The organism is Pseudomonas sp. AL10 (genome assembly GCF_029960685.1).
Taxonomy (GTDB): domain Bacteria; phylum Pseudomonadota; class Gammaproteobacteria; order Pseudomonadales; family Pseudomonadaceae; genus Aquipseudomonas; species Aquipseudomonas lactis.
In genome coordinates this window covers 1-16,430 of sequence record NZ_JASBQZ010000019.1, presented here as the reverse complement: position 1 = coordinate 16,430, position 16,430 = coordinate 1, and the positions used below count along the sequence as shown (strand labels likewise).

Below are 16,430 nucleotides of genomic sequence, written 5' to 3'. Positions count from 1 at the left end.
CTATGGCGGCTTTTGACAAAAAAGCCATGACACCGGGGAACTCCCTCGCGACACTGGGCGCCTTAAACAGTTATATCAGTCGCCTCAGCAAGGAGCCCCCATGTCAGAACAGCCTAAACAAATGACCGAAGACGAAGCCGCCGAATTTGCCGAGCAAGTCTTCGACGTGGCCCGTCGCGGCGATGCCGCGATGCTCGCCGCGCTGTTGGCCAAAGGCCTGCCGGCCAACTTTCGTAATCACAATGGCGACACCTTGTTGATGCTCGCGGCTTACCACGGCCATGCCGAGGCGGTTAAAGTGCTGCTGGAGTTCAAGGCTGACCCCCTGATCGCCAACGACAAGAACCAGTTGCCGATTGCCGGTGCGGCGTTCAAAGGCAACCTGCCGGTGGTCCAGGCGTTGATCGAAGGCGGCACGCCGATTGACGCGGCCTCCTCGGACGGGCGTACGGCGTTGATGATGGCGGCGATGTTCAACCGCGTTGACATGGTTGATTACCTGCTCGGTAAAGGCGCAAATCCCAAGGCCACCGATGCACAAGGCGCGACAGCGCTGGCGGCGGCGCAGACCATGGGCGCGGTGGATACGGCGGCGCAGTTGCAGAAACTGGTGTAGGCTACGCGCCCTTCAAAACTTGCCCGTTACAGGATCGCCCCATGAAAACCGCCCTCGTCGAACTCATCAGTAAAATCAGCGCCGGCGTCATGGGTGAGGACGAAGTAGCGCGTATCGCCGACGAAGCGGCCCAGGCCTACGCGGCCCCGGCGGCGTTCCTGGCGGCCAACCCGGATATCAACTACGACGACAGCTTCCCGATCCCGCTGGGGGAGTGGGTGGTAGTGGGTAGCCTACCGGACACGGTGTTGTTCCAGGCCGATACCTATGGCGACCTGTTTGCCCAGATCGTCGCGTCGTTCGGTCCGGGTGTGGCGTTCAACCTCAAGCCCAAGCAACTGGCCAAGACCGAAGACCTGACCGCGCTGAACCGCATCCAGATCCAGATTAGCGCCCTGAGCCCGGAAGACGGCGGTTATGTGCTGGTGAATTTCAGCCAGTTGCTGGACGACGAGATCCAGGCGGTGCTGGTGTTCGGCAACGACCTGCCGCGGGTGCTGGAACTGTGTGCCGAAGTCGGCATCAAGGCCGAGCCCTCGCTTGAAGCCTTGAAGATTGCCGTACACGTCTGAAATAAAACGGAACCCCCGCCAAGGCTGACTATCCTACAAGGGCATGCCCTCACTTAGGAGCGACACCATGGGTTCCACGTTTAATAGCCTGATTGGCCTGATTATCCTCGCGCTGGATATCTGGGCGATCATCAACGTGTTCAAAAGCGGCGCCAGCACCGGCGCCAAAGTGCTGTGGATCCTGTTGATCCTGCTGTTGCCCGTGCTGGGCCTGATCATCTGGGCTATCGCCGGGCCGCGCGGTAACGTGCGGATCTGACGACCTACTCGATTTGGAGTGGGCACAGTCAATGTGGGAGCTGGCTTGCCTGCGATTGCGGTGTGTCAATCAAAACGATGCAAGCTGACCCACCGCTATCGCAGGCAAGCCAGCTCCCACAGGGGGGCACTGTATTAACCATATTTGTGTGTCGAAACTATTCGCCGCACGAAATTTTCACATCCCATCCAAGACAATTCGCCGGCTTTAACCGGCTGCCAGGGCTCTATCTCCAGTGCCCTTAAAGGCAGGGCCGTGCCTTACGTTCAGTAATTAATAGCCTTGCCGGCCTTGATCGGGCACCATTTGTGCCACCGCGTTAACCGCCTACCCCAGCCAGCCTGGGCGAGGGACGGACGCCACTGCATTATTTCGCAACTTAAACTTCCAATGGGTCCTAAAACGACATGGCAAACCCGGACGCCCTGAATCAGCAGCGAGCTTCAAATCGCCTGCTGCAACCGACCGTCAAATCCCATCTGGCGTACACGCTGCTCTGCGCACTGGTCATGATGGTGATGTTCTCCCTGCTGCGCCTGGCGTTGCTGGTCTACAACCGCGAGATGATCCTGGATACGCCGGCTTCGACGTTCCTGGAAGCGTTCGTCAACGGCACCCGCTTCGACATTCGTTTTGTGACATACGCGCTGATCCCGCTGTTGCTGGCTGTGTTCAGCGTACGGGCCATGGCGGCACGAGGCTTCTTCCGTTTGTGGCTGACCGTTGTGTCCAGCATTGCGCTGTTCCTCGGTCTTATGGAGATGGATTTCTACCGCGAATTCCACCAGCGCCTCAACGGCCTGGTCTTTCAGTATGTGAAGGAAGACCCGAAAACCGTGATGAGCATGCTCTGGTACGGTTTCCCGGTGGTGCGCTACCTGCTGGCCTGGGCCGTGGGCACGCTGATCCTGAGCATGGCCTTCAAGGGCGCTGACCGCGCAACGCGCCCCCGTGGCCCGTTCAGCGGCGGCACGATCAGCACTCGCCAGGTGGCGCCGTGGTACGGCCGCACCGCGGTGTTCATGGTCTGCCTGCTGGTTGCCGTGGTCGCCATCCGTGGCACCCTGCGCCAGGGGCCACCGCTGCGTTGGGGTGATGTCTACACCACCGATTCGAACTTCGCCAACCAGTTGGGCCTCAATGGCACCTTGTCGCTGATCGCGGCGGCCAAGGCGCGCTTCGGTGAAGACCGCGCCAACATCTGGAAGGCCACTCTGGAACAACCGCTGGCCACCCAGACCGTGCGCGACATGCTGGTGCTGCCGCAAGAGAAGCTGGTAGACACCGACACCGCTGCGGTACGCCGTGACTTCACGCCACCGGCCGAGAAAACCCTGCCGATCAAGAACGTCGTGGTCATCCTGATGGAAAGCTTCGCCGGTCACTCGGTGGGCGCATTGGGACGTCCGGGCAATATCACCCCGTACTTCGACAAGCTGACCCAAGAGGGCCTGCTGTTCGACCGCTTCTTCTCCAACGGCACCCACACCCACCAGGGTATGTTCGCCACCATGGCCTGCTTCCCGAACCTGCCGGGTTTCGAATACCTGATGCAGACCCCGGAAGGCAGCCACAAGCTGTCGGGCCTGCCGCAGCTGCTCAGTGCGCGTGATTTCGACGATGTGTATGTCTACAACGGCGATTTCGCCTGGGACAACCAATCGGGCTTCTTCAGCAACCAGGGCATGACCAACTTCATCGGCCGCAATGACTTCGTCAACCCGGTGTTCTCCGACCCGACCTGGGGCGTGTCCGACCAGGACATGTTCAACCGTGGCCTGGAAGAACTGAAGGCACGCGAAGGCGGCAAGCCGTTCTACGCGCTGCTGCAAACCCTGTCCAACCACACGCCGTACGCGTTGCCGACCCCATTGCCGGTCGAGAAAGTCACCGACCGTGGCAGCCTCAACGAGCATTTGACGGCCATGCGCTACTCCGACTGGGCCCTGGGCCAGTTCTTTGAAAAGGCCCGCAAGGAGCCGTACTTCAAGGAAACCCTGTTCGTGATTGTCGGTGACCACGGTTTCGGTAACGAGCAGCAGATCACCGAGATGGACCTGGGCCGCTTCAACGTGCCGATGCTGATGATTGCACCGGGCATGCGCGAGAAGTTCGGTGAGCGTGACCACACTGTGGGCACCCAGATCGACATCGTGCCCACCATCATGGGCCGCCTGGGCGGCGATACCTTGCACCAGTGCTGGGGCCGTGACCTGCTGAACCTGCCGGAAGGTGATAAAGGTTTCGGCGTGATCAAGCCATCGGGCAGCGACCAGACCGTGGCCTTGCTCACCGGCGACCGCGTACTGGTATTGCCCAAGGAAATGCCACCCAAGTTGTGGGAATACACCCTGGGCGCCGAGCCGAATGGCAAGGTGATTCCAGAGTCGCCGGACGAAGCCGCACTCAAGCAGAAACTCGAGTCGTTCCTGCAAACCGCGACCAAGAGCCTGCTGGATAACACCGCAGGTGTGGTGGACGGTAAGCCGGACTAACTGACCGGCAATAAAAAAGAGGCCTTCTAGAAGGCCTCTTTTTTTGCTTCTCAATTGTAGGAGCGAGCTTGCTCGCGAAAAACATCAACGAAAACGCGTGCGTTCTGAATAAACGCGGCGCCTGTGAGTGTTTCGCGAGCAAGCTCGCTCCTACAAAAACGCGGCGTTTATATCTTGCCGAGCAACAACAGCACCAGCAGAACAACCAGTACCACACCCAGGATACCCGACGGTCCATAACCCCAGTTACGCGAGTGCGGGAACACCGGCAGGCCACCGACCAGCAGGAGGATCAGGATAATAATCAGAATGAGGCTCATGGTTTTATTCCTTATAGGTTCTTTGCAAAAACCGGCTGTTTAACCGTTGGTTCGTCCATGTACAGTGGGACGCCTTACCCATTCCGACTCTGCCACTTCGCAGAAAATTCATTGTTTTTATAAAACATTTTGATGGGTCGCTTATTTCTTTTAACGCGTGCGCAACTTGAACTAATCAGTTGAAAAAAATTGAACTTAGTCTATGCGCGCAGCTGCTACCGAGCCCGCGGTTTGCCTGGGGCATTCATCACCCTGATGGTGCGTGGGTGGAGCAAAAACCTTCGCTACACTGCCGGTCACTTCTTCGTGAACCACAAGGCTACCTCCTATGCAAAACCGCATGATGATCACTGGCGCCGGGTCTGGCCTGGGTCGCGAAATCGCTCTGCGCTGGGCTCGTGAAGGCTGGCAGTTGGGGTTGTCCGATGTCAGCGAGCCCGGTTTGCAGGAAACCCTCAAGCAGGTTCGCGAGGCGGGCGGTGATGGTTTTACCCAGCGTTGTGACGTGCGTGACTACAGCCAGCTAACGGCCTTTGCCCAGGCCTGTGAGGTGAAGCTCGGCGGCATCGATGTGATCGTCAACAACGCCGGTGTGGCCTCGGGCGGGTTCTTCGCTGAATTGTCCCTGGAGGATTGGGACTGGCAGATCGCAATCAACCTGATGGGCGTCGTCAAAGGCTGCAAGGCGTTCCTGCCGCTGCTGGAAAAGAGCAAGGGGCGCATCATCAACATCGCCTCAATGGCCGCGCTGATGCAAGGCCCGGCCATGAGCAACTACAACGTGGCCAAGGCGGGCGTGGTGGCGTTGTCCGAGAGCCTGCTGGTGGAGCTCAAGCAACAGGAAGTGGGCGTTCATGTGGTGTGCCCGTCGTTTTTCCAGACCAACCTGCTCGACTCCTTCCGTGGGCCAACCCCAGCCATGAAGGCCCAGGTGGGCAAACTGCTTGAGAGTTCGCCCATCTCGGCGGCGGATATCGCCGACTACATTTACCAGCGCGTGGCCGCAGGCGAGTTCATGATCCTGCCCCACGAGCAAGGCCGCATGGCTTGGGCGTTGAAACAGAAAAATCCGCAACTGCTGTATGACGAAATGACACTGATGGCCGACAAGATGCGCGCCAAGGCGCAGGCCGTGAAGGGCTGATTCGGCTGCGGTCTGTCAGACAAATTACCTGCCTGCGTAGGCAGTGCCTGATTTTCCCGCAAGCCATTGCCGGCCCAGCGCCAAGGGGGCATGGTCGGGGTCCTGCTACTGGAAAAGGACAACCGCCATGCTGGTCTTAAGCCGTGCCACAGGCGAAGCCATCGCCATTGGCGATGACATCACCGTGCATATCCTGGAAGTGAACGGTACTCATGTGAAATTCGGCATCGAGGCGCCGGTGGGCGTCAACGTGTACCGCGCCGAGGTGTACCGCAAGATACTCAAAGGCGAGGGCCAAGCTACCCATCCCGTGCCGGCGCCCAACCCTTAGGCGCCGCTGTTCAGTCGAACAGGTGCTTGGGCACATCGTGCTTGAGCATCAACTGGCATTGCTCGCTCTCGGGGTCGAAGACGATCAGCGCCTGGCCTTTGGTCAGCGCCTGGCGCACGCGCAGCACGCGGGTTTCCAAGGGCGTGTCGTCGCCATTGTCGGTACCGTCGCGGGTGACGAAGTCTTCGATGAGGCGGGTGAGGGTGTCGACTTCAAGTGCATCGTAGGGAATCAGCATACAAGCCTCAGGTATCAGGTCCCGGCGATGCTACTGCGCCGGGACCTTTGTTGCCAGTATCAACTCACACAGCGTCAGGACTTCTGGCCGACCAAGCTGTCCACCGACGGCACACGGGTGTCGCTCTCCATTTGCGTTTCATGCTCGATCTGATGACTGAACCGGTCCAGGGAACCCTGGGCCGGTTGCGCATCGCTGGCAAACACCGGCGGGCTGAGGATGTAGGCGCCCAGCAAGCGGCTCAGGGCGGCGAGGCTGTCGATGTGGGTACGCTCATAGCCATGGGTGGCATCGCAACCGAAGGCCAGCAGCGCGGTGCGAATATCATGGCCGGCGGTGACTGCCGAGTGCGCATCGCTGAAGTAATAGCGGAACAGATCGCGGCGCACCGGCAGCTCGTTGTCTGACGCCAGGCGCAGCAAGTGGCGGGACAGGTGATAGTCATAGGGCCCGCCAGAGTCCTGCATGGCCACGCTCACCGCATGTTCGCTGGACTGCTGGCCGGGGGCGACCGGGGCGATATCGATGCCGACAAACTCACTCACATCCCAGGGCAGGGCGGCCGCTGCACCGCTGCCGGTTTCTTCGGTGATGGTGAACAGCGGGTGGCAGTCGATCAGCAGGGGCTGGCCACTGTCGACGATGGCCTTGAGCGCAGCGAGCAGTGCGGCGACGCCGGCCTTGTCGTCCAAGTGGCGGGCGCTGATATGCCCGCTTTCGGTGAACTCGGGCAGCGGGTCGAACGCCACGTAGTCACCGACGCTGATTCCCAGGGAATCGCAGTCGGCGCGCGTGGCGCAGTAGGCGTCCAGGCGCAGTTCCACATGGTCCCAGCTCACCGGCATTTCATCCACGGCGGTGTTGAACGCGTGCCCGGAAGCCATCAGCGGCAACACGCTGCCGCGAATCACGCCGTTATCGGTGAACAGGCTGACACGGCTGCCTTCGGCAAAGCGGCTCGACCAGCAGCCCACCGGCGCCAGGGTCAGACGCCCGTTGTCCTTGATCGCACGCACGGCGGCGCCGATGGTGTCCAGGTGCGCGGAGACAGCACGGTCAGGGCTGTTTTTCTGGCCCTTGAGGGTGGCGCGAATCGTGCCGCGCCGGGTCATTTCAAACGGGATGCCGAGTTCTTCCAGGCGCTCGGCGACGTAGCGCACGATGGTGTCGGTAAAACCGGTGGGGCTGGGAATGGCGAGCATTTCCAGCAGCACTTTTTGCAGATACGCGAGATCGGGTTCGGGAATGGTTCGGGTCATGGAAACTCCTGATGAGTTGAGGGCGATCGACGCTCTGCGATCGTGCGATCGTTCCCACGCTCTGCGTGGGAATGCTCAGGGACGCTCTGCGTCCGCTGTGGTGACGCAGAGCGTCACAGGCTGCATTCCCACGCGGAGCGTGGGAACGATCGCGGAGCGTGGGAACGATCGGTAGTCAGGTAGCTGGCTGACTGTGTGGAAACAACAAATCCACAAACTTCTCAGCCGTAGGTTGCGGTTCATGGTTGGCCAAGCCGGCCCGTTCGTTGGCTTCGATAAAGACATACTCTGGCTGGTCGGCCGCAGGCACCATCAGGTCCAGGCCGACCATGGGAATATCCAGGGCACGGGCCGCGCGGACAGCCGCGTCCACCAGCGTCGGATGCAAGATCGCCGTGACATCTTCCAGGCAACCCCCGGTGTGCAGGTTGGCGGTGCGTCGCACGGCCAGTTGCACGCCACGGGGCAGGATGCTGTTGTAGTCGTAACCTGCGGCTTTGAGGGTGCGCTCGGTTTCTGCATCCAGCGGGATTTTGCTCTCGCCATCGGTGGCCGCCTGGCGACGACGGCTTTGTGCCTGGATCAACGCGCGAATCGAATGTTGACCGTCGCCGATCACTTCGGCAGGGCGGCGAATCGCAGCCGCGACCACTTCAAAACCGATCACCAGGATGCGCAGGTCCAGGCCTTCGTGGAAGCTTTCCAGCAACACGCGGCTGTCGAACTGGCGCGCCGCTTCAACCGCCTGCTGCACCTCCTCGATGCTCTGCAAATCCACGGCGACGCCATGGCCTTGCTCGCCGTCCAGCGGCTTGACCACGATGCGCTGGTGTTCGTCGAGAAACTCCAGGTTGTCGTCGGCACTGCCGGCCAACTGTTGCACCGGCACCTGCAGGCCTGCGGCCTTGAGCACCTTGTGGGTCAGGCTCTTGTCCTGGCACAGGGTCATGCTGATGGCGCTGGTCAGGTCGCTCAGGGATTCACGGCAACGCACCCGACGCCCGCCGTGGCTGAGGGTGAACAGGCCCGCATCGGCATCGTCGACCTGCACATCAATGCCGCGCCGGTGGGCTTCCTCGACGATGATGCGCGCGTAAGGGTTGAACTCCGCCTGCGGCCCCGGGCCCAGGAATAGCGGTTGATTGATGCCGTTCTTGCGCTTGATCGCAAAGGTGGTCAACGCCCGGAAGCCCAGCTTGGCGTAAAGGCTCTTGGCCTGGCGATTATCATGCAGCACCGACAAGTCCAAATAGCTCAAGCCTCGGCTCATGAAGTGCTCCACCAAGTGGCGCACCAACACTTCACCGACGCCAGGGCGCGTGCATTGAGGGTCGACGGCCAGGCACCAGAGGCTGCAACCATTCTCTGGGTCGTGGAAGGCCTTGTGATGGTTGAGGCCCATCACGCTGCCAATCACCGCGCCGCTGTCTTCATCTTCGGCCAGCCAGTACACCGGGCCGCCTTGATGGCGTGGGGTAAGGCGCTCCGGGTCGACGGGTAGCATCCCGCGCCCCTGGTACAAGTGGTTGACCGCTTGCCAGTCGGCCTCGCTCTGCACCCGGCGAATGCGAAAACCGCGAAACACCCGGGTGGCCGGGCGGTAGTCGGTGAACCACAGGCGCAGGGTGTCGGACGGGTCGAGGAACAGTTGCTGCGGGTCAATGCCCAGGATCTGCTGGGGTGCGGCCACGTACAGCGCGATATCGCGCTCGCCGGGCTGCTCGTTGAGCAGTTCCTGGGCCAGGCTTGCCGGGTCGGGAAAGGTGTGGCCGATCAACAACCGGCCCCAGCCGCAATGCACGGCAATCGGGTCGGCGGCCAGCGCGCTGCCATCTTCGGCCAGGCGCGCTTGCAGGCGCTCGTAGGTCGGCGCCTGGCCTTTGAGTAAGCGTTGGCTGTAAGCCGCGGCATTCGGTTTCATCGATCAGATTCCTTGTTCGCTCAGCCACAGGTTCAGCGCCGCCAACTGCCACAATTTGGAGCCGCGCAGTGGGGTCAGTTGGCCTTGCGGGTCGGTGAGCAAGCGGTCGAGCATGGCCGGGTTGAACAGCCCGCGATCCTGGCTCGGGTCCAGCAGCAACTCGCGCACCCAGTTCAAGGTATCGCCCTGCAGGTGCTTGAGGCCGGGTACGGGGAAGTAGCCTTTCTTGCGGTCGATGACTTCGCTGGGGATCACCCGACGCGCCGCTTCCTTGAGCACCTGTTTGCCGCCGTCGGGCAGCTTGAACTGGGCCGGCACACGGGCCGACAGTTCTACCAGGCGGTAGTCGAGGAACGGTGTGCGCGCTTCCAGGCCCCAGGCCATGGTCATGTTGTCGACGCGTTTGACCGGGTCGTCCACCAGCATCACCGTGCTGTCCAGACGCAGGGCCTTGTCCACCGCCGCGTCGGCGCCCGGCATCGCGAAATGCTCGCGCACGAAGTCGCCGGCAGCGTCGTTGGCGGTCAGCCATTGGGGCGCGACGGTCGCCGCGTAGTCGTCGTAGCTGCGGTCGAAAAACGCCTCGCGGTAGGCCGCGTACGGGTCGCTGGCACCGTCCACTTGTGGGTACCAGTGGTAACCGGCGAACAGTTCATCGGCGCCCTGGCCGCTCTGCACCACTTTGCAATGCTTGGCCACTTCCCGCGACAGCAGGTAGAAGGCGATGCAGTCATGGCTGACCATCGGCTCGCTCATGGCGCGGAAGGCGGCCGGCAGTTGCTTGATGATCTCGCTTTCGGCGATGCGCAGTTGGTGGTGATGGGTGCCGTAGTGTTTGGCGATCAGGTCTGAGTACTGGAACTCATCGCCACGTTCGCCACCGGCGTCTTCAAAACCGATGGAGAAGGTCGACAGATCCTCCACGCCCACTTCGCGCAGCAGGCCGACGAGCATGCTCGAGTCGACGCCGCCTGACAGCAATACACCCACATCCACCGCCGCACGTTGGCGAATGGCCACGGCTTCGCGGGTGCTGTCGAGTACGCGGTCGGTCCAGTCTTCCAGGGTCAGGTGTTTTTCATCTTCATGGGGGCCATAGGGCAGGGTCCACCAGGTTTTCTGTTCGGTTTTGCCGCTGGCGTCGATGCGCATCCAACTGGCAGGCGGCAGCTTTTCGATGCCGGCCAACAGCGTGCGCGGTGCGGGCACCACGGCGTGGAAATTCAGGTAGTGGTTGAGGGCGACCGGATCGAGGATCGGGTTGATGTCACCGCCCTTGAGCAACGCGGGTAACGCCGAGGCAAAGCGCAGGCGCTGGCCGGTGCGCGACAGGTACAGAGGTTTGACCCCCAGACGGTCGCGGGCGATGAACAGGCGCTGGGCATCACGCTCCCAAATGGCAAAGGCGAACATGCCGTTGAGCTTGGGCAGCAACGCTTCGCCCCAGGCGTGATAACCCTTGAGCAACACTTCGGTGTCGCCACCGGAATAGAAGGCGTAACCCAGGGCTTCCAGCTCTTGGCGCAGCTCCGGGAAATTATAGATAGCGCCATTGAAGGCCAGGGACAGCCCCAGGTGGGCGTCGACCATCGGCTGGGCGGAGCCGTCTGACAGGTCCATGATTTTCAGGCGGCGGTGGCCCAGGGCAATCGGCCCTTGGGCATGAAAACCCCAGGCGTCGGGGCCTCGGGGGGCGAGGTGATGGGTGATGCGTTCTACGGCTGCCAGGTCGGCAGGTTGATGATCAAAGCGTAACTCGCCAGCTAATCCACACATAAGTTCCTTACCGGTTTTTCCGTTGGGGAGGGGTCAACACTCAATACGCCCAAAAGGGCGCGTACCCAGAAACTGACCCAGTGCTATGCGTGGAGTTTTAGACCGATAAGTTATAAGGCCGCTAACCACTTTGCCATCAATCGGTCTCTTTGCGGGGCGCGGCTTGGCCTCGAACCAGAGCCCGCAGGGCAAAGCGGTTGGGATGGCAAGCCTCGGCTACGCTGGTTGGCACTGGCAGGGGCTCATCACTCAGCCAAGCAGCCAGCAGTTCGCCGCACAACGGCGCAGTGATCAGGCCGCGCGAGCCATGGCCGCTGTTCAGATAGAGCCCCGGCAACCACGGGCATGGCGTTTGCGGCACTTGCCGGGCGTCTTTGCCCAGTACCGCATAAGCCTGCTCAAACGCCGCATGGTCAGCCAGTGGCCCAACGATGGGCAGATAGTCAGGGCTGGTACAACGAAACGCGGCACGGCCCTCCAGCTGTTCGGGCGCCAAGCGATCAGCACCCAGGCGCTGCAGCAGGTCGGTAGAAATCTCACCCAGCATCTGCAGGTTGCCGTGGTGTTCGGCGGGCGTGGGCGTGAGGTCCTGATTGGTGAAGTCAAAACTGGCGCCCAGGGTGTGTTCGCCAAGCCGAGCCGGTGCGACGTAGCCCTCGGCACAGACGACAGTGGCCAGGGCCTTACTTGCCGGGGTTTGCGCCAGCCGCGTGATCTGCCCACGGATGCGCTTGAGCGGCATGTCGGCACTGAAGGGGAAACGCTTGATCTCCGCAGCCCCGGCGAGCACCACGACACTGGCGCTGGCCAGCACGCGGTCACCGGCGCGGGCTTGCCACTGGTCGTCGAGCCGGTGCAGTTCCAGTGCCTCGTGGTGGGTGAGCACTTCAATCAGGGGATGTTTCGCCTGCCACTGGCACAGCGCGGGTGGATGCACCCAACCGCCCTGTGGAAAAAACAACCCGCCGTGGGCCAGTTCGATTCCCGCCTTTTGCTGCGCCTGCTCGCGGTCCAGCAGGTGCAGCAGGTCTGGAGCGAAGGCGTGTGCCAATTGAGCCTGACGCTGGCTCTCTTTGGCATCAAACGCCAGTTGCAACACGCCACAGCCGTCCCAATCGACGCCTCGGTGCAAGTGTTCCAGCAGACGCCGGGTGTGGCCAAAACCGCTGAGTATCAGTTGGGACAAGGCCGTGCCATGGGCCGAAAGCTTGAGGTACAACACACCCTGTGGGTTGCCCGAAGCTTCCTGTGCCAGGCCGGCGTGGCGCTCCAGCAGGCTGACACGCCAGCCACGGGCGGCGAGGCTGGCGGCGGTCGCGCAACCGGCCAGGCCACCGCCGATGACCAGGGCGTGACGTTCACCCTCGATGGCGGGTGGCCGGGCGAACCAGGGTTTACGTGGGGGCGGCGCGGGTAAGTCGGCGGGCCAACCGACAAACTCCCCACGCAGGATCTCCCACTTATGGCCGATGCCTGGCGTGCGTTTCATCTTGAACCCGGCGGCATTGATCAACCGCCTTACCCAGCCGGTGCTGGTGAAGGTGCTGATGGTCGAGCCCGGTGCCGTCAGGCGCGCCAGTTGGGCGAACAGCTCAGCGGTCCACATGTCGGGGTTTTTCGCCGGGGCGAACCCGTCGAGAAACCACGCATCGACCTGGGCGTCCAGTTGCGGCAACTGTTCCAGCGCATCACCGATCAACAGGGTCAGGGTCACGCGGCCATTGTCCAGTACCAGGCGCTGGAAACCCTGGTGGATGGCAATGTATTGCGTCAGCAGTTGCTCGGCCAAGGGTTGCAGTTCGGGCCAGAGGGCGAGGGCGCGTTGCAGGTCGGCATGGCTGAGGGGGTATTTTTCCACGCTGACAAAGTGCAGCCGCGCACCGGCGACTGCGTGCTGTTCGAACAACTGCCAGGCGCAGAGGAAGTTCAAACCGGTGCCGAAGCCGGTCTCGCCAATCACCAGGCGCCCACCTGTTGGCAAGGCGGCGAAGCGTTCCTGCAAGCGGTTCTGCTCCAGGAACACGTAGCGGGTTTCTTCAAGGCCTGACTGGTCGGAAAAATACACGTCGTCGAATACCCGCGAATGCGGGCGGCCTTGATCATCCCAGTCGAGCTGGGCGTGGGTGATGGGGTTCATGGCGGCTCATAAAATGAAAGCGGGCAAAGACAAGGCGGCCATTCTAGCCGATCAACAGGTGTTGAATTGATCCATGGCAAGGCTGGGGTGTATTTCCTTGCGCGTGTCTTGGCCCAATCCGCTAGTCTTGAGCCATCTTGAAACGGAGCTGCCCATGTTCGAATCCGCCGAAATCGGTCACGCCATCGACAAAGACACCTACGACGCCGAAGTGCCGGCCCTGCGTGAAGCCTTGCTGGAAGTTCAATACGAGCTGCAACAGCAGAAGCGCTTCCCGGTGATCATCCTGATCAACGGCATCGAGGGCGCGGGCAAGGGTGAAACCGTCAAGCTGCTCAATGAATGGATGGACCCGCGCCTGATCGAAGTGCGCACCTTCGACCAGCAGACCGACGAAGAACTGGCGCGCCCACCGGCCTGGCGCTACTGGCGGCAACTGCCGGCCAAGGGCCGCATGGGCATTTTCTTCGGCAACTGGTACAGCCAGATGCTGCAAGGCCGCGTGCATGGGCAGATCAAGGATGCGCGCCTGGACCAGGCCATCGCCGGCGCCGAGCGTCTGGAAAAGATGCTCTGCGATGAAGGTGCGCTGATCTTCAAGTTCTGGTTCCACCTGTCCAAAAAACAGATGAAGGCGCGCCTCAAGGCCCTGGCCGACGACCCGCTGCACAGCTGGCGCATCAGCCCATTGGACTGGCAGCAGTCCAAGACCTACGACAAGTTCGTGCATTTCGGTGAGCGCGTGCTGCGCCGTACCAGCCGCGATTACGCGCCGTGGCATGTGATCGAAGGTGTCGACCCGCATTACCGTGGGCTGACCGTGGGCAAGATCCTGCTGGATGGGCTGCAAAGTGCCCTGAAGCAGGCCAAGGTCAAGGCCAGCGGCATGAACCCGGCGCCGTTGCTGGCCTCGGTGGACCAAAAGAGCCTGCTCGACAGCCTCGACATGACCCTGCGCCTGGACAAGGACGATTACGAAGAACAACTGATTACCGAACAGGCACGCTTCTCTGGCCTGATGCGCGACAAACGCATGCGCAAGCACGCCCTGGTGAGTGTGTTCGAGGGCAACGACGCGGCGGGCAAGGGCGGGGCGATCCGTCGGGTGGCGGCGGCACTGGACCCGCGTCAGTACCACATCGTGCCGATTGCCGCGCCCAGCGAAGACGAACGCGCCCAGCCGTATCTATGGCGGTTCTGGCAGAAGATCCCGGCGCGCGGCATGTTCACCGTGTTTGACCGCTCCTGGTACGGCCGCGTGCTGGTGGAGCGTATCGAAGGTTTCTGCACCCCGGCAGACTGGATGCGTGCCTATGGCGAGATCAATGACTTTGAAGAGCAGCTACGCGATGCGGGGGTGATCGTGGTCAAGTTCTGGCTGGCTATCGACAAGGAGACGCAGCTGGAGCGCTTCCAGGCCCGTGAAGAAATCCCCTTCAAACGCTTCAAGATCACCGAAGACGACTGGCGCAACCGCGACAAGTGGGACGACTATCGCGCGGCGGTGGGCGACATGGTTGACCGCACCAGCACCGAGGTGGCGCCCTGGACGCTGGTGGAAGCCAACGACAAGCGCTGGGCGCGGGTCAAGGTGCTGCGCACCATCAACCGTGCGCTGGAAGAGGCGTTTGATAAAACCGACAAGCACGACAAAAAGAAAAAGAAATAGCCTGTAGGAGCGAGCTTGCTCGCGAAAAACGTCAACGATAACGCGTGCTTCCTGAGTGAACGCGGCGCCTATTAGTTTTTCGCGAGCAAGCTCGCTCCTACAGAGAACCATAGAGACCCCATGCTTTTGCATCCACGCAGTGAATGATCATCGCAGTCGGCCCGGCCCGGCTCTATCCTCGACCCACAACCACAAGATCGAGGTAGCCCATGCGTGAAGTAGTGATCGTCGACAGCGTGCGAACCGGCCTGGCCAAATCCTTTCGCGGCAAGTTCAACCAGACCCGTCCCGATGACATGGCGGCCCATTGTGTCAATGCGCTGCTGGCCCGCAACGGTATCGACCCGGCGACGGTGGAAGATTGCATTGTCGGTGCCGGCTCCAACGAAGGCGCCCAGGGCTATAACATCGGGCGTAACGTGGCGGTGCTTTCGCAACTGGGTACCGGTACGGCGGGCATGACCCTCAACCGTTTCTGTTCCTCGGGCTTGCAGGCGATTGCCATTGCCGCCAACCAGATCGCTTCGGGTTGCAGCGACATCATTGTCGCCGGTGGCGTGGAGTCCATCAGCCTGACCATGAAGAGCGTCAACACCGATAACCTGATCAACCCGCTGCTTAAAGAACAGGTGCCGGGCATTTACTTCCCCATGGGCCAGACCGCCGAAATCGTTGCGCGGCGTTATCACGTCAGCCGCGAAGACCAGGACCTTTACGCGCTGCAAAGCCAGCAGCGCACTGCCCAGGCCCAGGCTGATGGCTTGTTCAATGATGAAATCGTGCCGATGGCGGTCAAGTACAAGGTCGAGGATAAGAACACTGGCGCGGTGCAGATCCTGGACGGCGTGGTCGACCGGGATGACTGCAACCGCCCGGACACCACCCTGGCGAGCCTCAGCGGCTTGAAGCCGGTATTTGCCGAGGATGGGTCGGTGACGGCAGGTAACTCCTCGCAGCTTTCCGACGGTGCGTCGATGACCCTGGTGATGAGCCTGGAAAAAGCCTTGGAACTGGGGCTCAAGCCTAAGGCCTTTTTCCGGGGTTTTACCGTGGCCGGTTGCGAGCCGGATGAAATGGGCATTGGCCCGGTGTTCTCGGTGCCCAAGTTGCTCAAGGCCAAGGGCTTGCAGGTGGCGGACATCGACCTGTGGGAACTCAATGAGGCCTTTGCTTCTCAGTGCCTCTACGCGCGTAATCGCCTGGAGATTGATAATGCCAAGTACAACGTCAACGGTGGCTCGATTTCCATTGGGCATCCGTTTGGCATGACCGGTTCGCGGCAGGTGGGGCACCTGGTGCGCGAGTTGCAACGGCGCAATTTGCGTTACGGGATTGTCACCATGTGCGTGGGGGGCGGGATGGGCGCTACCGGGCTTTTCGAAGCCGTGCGCTGACTCCGTTTGGAACAGCGCCAGTGTGGGAGGGCTAATGTGGGAGCTGGCTTGCCTGCGATGGCGGCCTGCCAACCGATACTTCTCTACCTGGCACCCCACGATCCAACTGTGGGAGCTGGCTTGCCTGCGATGACGGCCTACCAGCCGATACTTCTCTCCCTGACACCCCCCGATCCAATTGTGGGAGCTGGCTTGCCTGCGATGACGGCCTGCCAGCCGACACTTCTCTTCCTGACACCCCACCATCCAACTGTGGGAGCGGGCTTGCTCGCGAAGGCGGCCTGGCAGTCAACACAGTT

14 protein-coding genes are annotated in these 16,430 nt (G+C 61.5%); 8 read left to right on the top strand and 6 right to left on the bottom strand.

Annotated features, from left to right (window positions below; all coding sequences use genetic code 11):
• Positions 1-100 precede the first annotated feature (100 nt).
• The 4 genes from QK296_RS18015 (at position 101) to QK296_RS18000 (ending at position 3,942) form a co-directional block, all read left to right on the top strand.
• Positions 101-616, top strand: a complete 516-nt coding sequence (locus tag QK296_RS18015; protein ID WP_003192775.1) for an ankyrin repeat domain-containing protein — start codon at positions 101-103, stop codon at positions 614-616.
• 41 nt (positions 617-657) lie between these two features.
• On the top strand, positions 658-1,188 hold the full coding sequence (locus QK296_RS18010; RefSeq protein WP_212614547.1) for a hypothetical protein: 531 nt from the start codon (positions 658-660) through the stop codon (positions 1,186-1,188).
• 67 nt (positions 1,189-1,255) lie between these two features.
• A complete protein-coding gene (locus QK296_RS18005) occupies positions 1,256-1,447 on the top strand; it encodes a PLDc N-terminal domain-containing protein (RefSeq protein ID WP_003192770.1) in 192 nt (63 codons plus the stop codon).
• Between the two features lie 407 nt (positions 1,448-1,854).
• A complete protein-coding gene (locus tag QK296_RS18000; RefSeq protein WP_003192769.1) occupies positions 1,855-3,942 on the top strand; it encodes an LTA synthase family protein in 2,088 nt (695 codons plus the stop codon).
• 167 nt (positions 3,943-4,109) lie between these two features.
• Here the strand turns inward: QK296_RS18000 and QK296_RS17995 are convergent, their stop codons facing one another.
• Positions 4,110-4,262: a DUF3309 family protein gene (locus QK296_RS17995; protein ID WP_003192767.1), complete on the bottom strand. Its 153-nt coding sequence runs from the start codon at positions 4,260-4,262 to the stop codon at positions 4,110-4,112.
• 328 nt (positions 4,263-4,590) lie between these two features.
• Here QK296_RS17995 and QK296_RS17990 point away from each other — a divergent pair, with 328 nt between their 5' ends.
• Together QK296_RS17990 and csrA are read left to right on the top strand one after the other, a co-directional pair.
• Complete coding sequence (locus tag QK296_RS17990) at positions 4,591-5,406, top strand: SDR family oxidoreductase (RefSeq protein WP_003192765.1); 816 nt, start codon at positions 4,591-4,593, stop codon at positions 5,404-5,406.
• Between the two features lie 127 nt (positions 5,407-5,533).
• A complete protein-coding gene (gene csrA / locus QK296_RS17985; protein ID WP_003192762.1) occupies positions 5,534-5,737 on the top strand; it encodes a carbon storage regulator CsrA in 204 nt (67 codons plus the stop codon).
• 10 nt (positions 5,738-5,747) lie between these two features.
• On the opposite strand, the gene QK296_RS17980 is transcribed toward csrA, so the two are convergent.
• From QK296_RS17980 to mnmC, 5 genes are all read right to left on the bottom strand, one after another.
• Positions 5,748-5,975 (bottom strand): YheU family protein, encoded by a 228-nt coding sequence (locus QK296_RS17980; RefSeq protein ID WP_003192759.1) that lies wholly within the window; start codon positions 5,973-5,975, stop codon positions 5,748-5,750.
• A 74-nt stretch (positions 5,976-6,049) separates the two neighbouring features.
• Complete coding sequence (locus tag QK296_RS17975) at positions 6,050-7,234, bottom strand: osmoprotectant NAGGN system M42 family peptidase (RefSeq protein ID WP_282391143.1); 1,185 nt, start codon at positions 7,232-7,234, stop codon at positions 6,050-6,052.
• Positions 7,235-7,409: 175 nt separating this feature from the next.
• Positions 7,410-9,155 (bottom strand): N-acetylglutaminylglutamine synthetase, encoded by a 1,746-nt coding sequence (gene ngg, locus QK296_RS17970; protein WP_003192752.1) that lies wholly within the window; start codon positions 9,153-9,155, stop codon positions 7,410-7,412.
• A gap of 3 nt (positions 9,156-9,158) precedes the next feature.
• Entirely contained in the window at positions 9,159-10,931 is a 1,773-nt protein-coding gene (locus QK296_RS17965; protein ID WP_282391142.1) for an N-acetylglutaminylglutamine amidotransferase, read from the bottom strand.
• Between the two features lie 136 nt (positions 10,932-11,067).
• Positions 11,068-13,068 (bottom strand): bifunctional tRNA (5-methylaminomethyl-2-thiouridine)(34)-methyltransferase MnmD/FAD-dependent 5-carboxymethylaminomethyl-2-thiouridine(34) oxidoreductase MnmC, encoded by a 2,001-nt coding sequence (gene mnmC, locus QK296_RS17960; protein ID WP_282391141.1) that lies wholly within the window; start codon positions 13,066-13,068, stop codon positions 11,068-11,070.
• A 154-nt stretch (positions 13,069-13,222) separates the two neighbouring features.
• On the opposite strand from mnmC, the gene pap reads away from it, so the two are divergent.
• The gene (gene pap / locus QK296_RS17955) at positions 13,223-14,737 is read left to right on the top strand and encodes a polyphosphate:AMP phosphotransferase (protein ID WP_003192747.1); all 1,515 of its coding nucleotides are present in this window, start codon (positions 13,223-13,225) and stop codon (positions 14,735-14,737) included.
• A 209-nt stretch (positions 14,738-14,946) separates the two neighbouring features.
• Positions 14,947-16,131 (top strand): thiolase family protein, encoded by a 1,185-nt coding sequence (locus QK296_RS17950; RefSeq protein ID WP_003192745.1) that lies wholly within the window; start codon positions 14,947-14,949, stop codon positions 16,129-16,131.
• Positions 16,132-16,430 lie beyond the last annotated feature (299 nt).

Bases quoted from the DNA above. Each gene is read 5' to 3' on its own strand.
- QK296_RS17990 (WP_003192765.1), top strand. From the start codon at position 4,591: ATGCAAAACCGCATGATGATCACTGGCGCCGGGTCTGGCCTGGGTCGC.
- mnmC (WP_282391141.1), bottom strand. From the start codon at position 13,068: ATGAACCCCATCACCCACGCCCAGCTCGACTGGGATGATCAAGGCCGC.
- QK296_RS18005 (WP_003192770.1), top strand. From the start codon at position 1,256: ATGGGTTCCACGTTTAATAGCCTGATTGGCCTGATTATCCTCGCGCTG.
- QK296_RS18000 (WP_003192769.1), top strand. From the start codon at position 1,855: ATGGCAAACCCGGACGCCCTGAATCAGCAGCGAGCTTCAAATCGCCTG.
- QK296_RS17975 (WP_282391143.1), bottom strand. From the start codon at position 7,234: ATGACCCGAACCATTCCCGAACCCGATCTCGCGTATCTGCAAAAAGTG.
- QK296_RS18015 (WP_003192775.1), top strand. From the start codon at position 101: ATGTCAGAACAGCCTAAACAAATGACCGAAGACGAAGCCGCCGAATTT.
- QK296_RS17995 (WP_003192767.1), bottom strand. From the start codon at position 4,262: ATGAGCCTCATTCTGATTATTATCCTGATCCTCCTGCTGGTCGGTGGC.
- ngg (WP_003192752.1), bottom strand. From the start codon at position 9,155: ATGAAACCGAATGCCGCGGCTTACAGCCAACGCTTACTCAAAGGCCAG.
- csrA (WP_003192762.1), top strand. From the start codon at position 5,534: ATGCTGGTCTTAAGCCGTGCCACAGGCGAAGCCATCGCCATTGGCGAT.
- QK296_RS17980 (WP_003192759.1), bottom strand. From the start codon at position 5,975: ATGCTGATTCCCTACGATGCACTTGAAGTCGACACCCTCACCCGCCTC.
- QK296_RS17950 (WP_003192745.1), top strand. From the start codon at position 14,947: ATGCGTGAAGTAGTGATCGTCGACAGCGTGCGAACCGGCCTGGCCAAA.
- pap (WP_003192747.1), top strand. From the start codon at position 13,223: ATGTTCGAATCCGCCGAAATCGGTCACGCCATCGACAAAGACACCTAC.
- QK296_RS18010 (WP_212614547.1), top strand. From the start codon at position 658: ATGAAAACCGCCCTCGTCGAACTCATCAGTAAAATCAGCGCCGGCGTC.
- QK296_RS17965 (WP_282391142.1), bottom strand. From the start codon at position 10,931: ATGTGTGGATTAGCTGGCGAGTTACGCTTTGATCATCAACCTGCCGAC.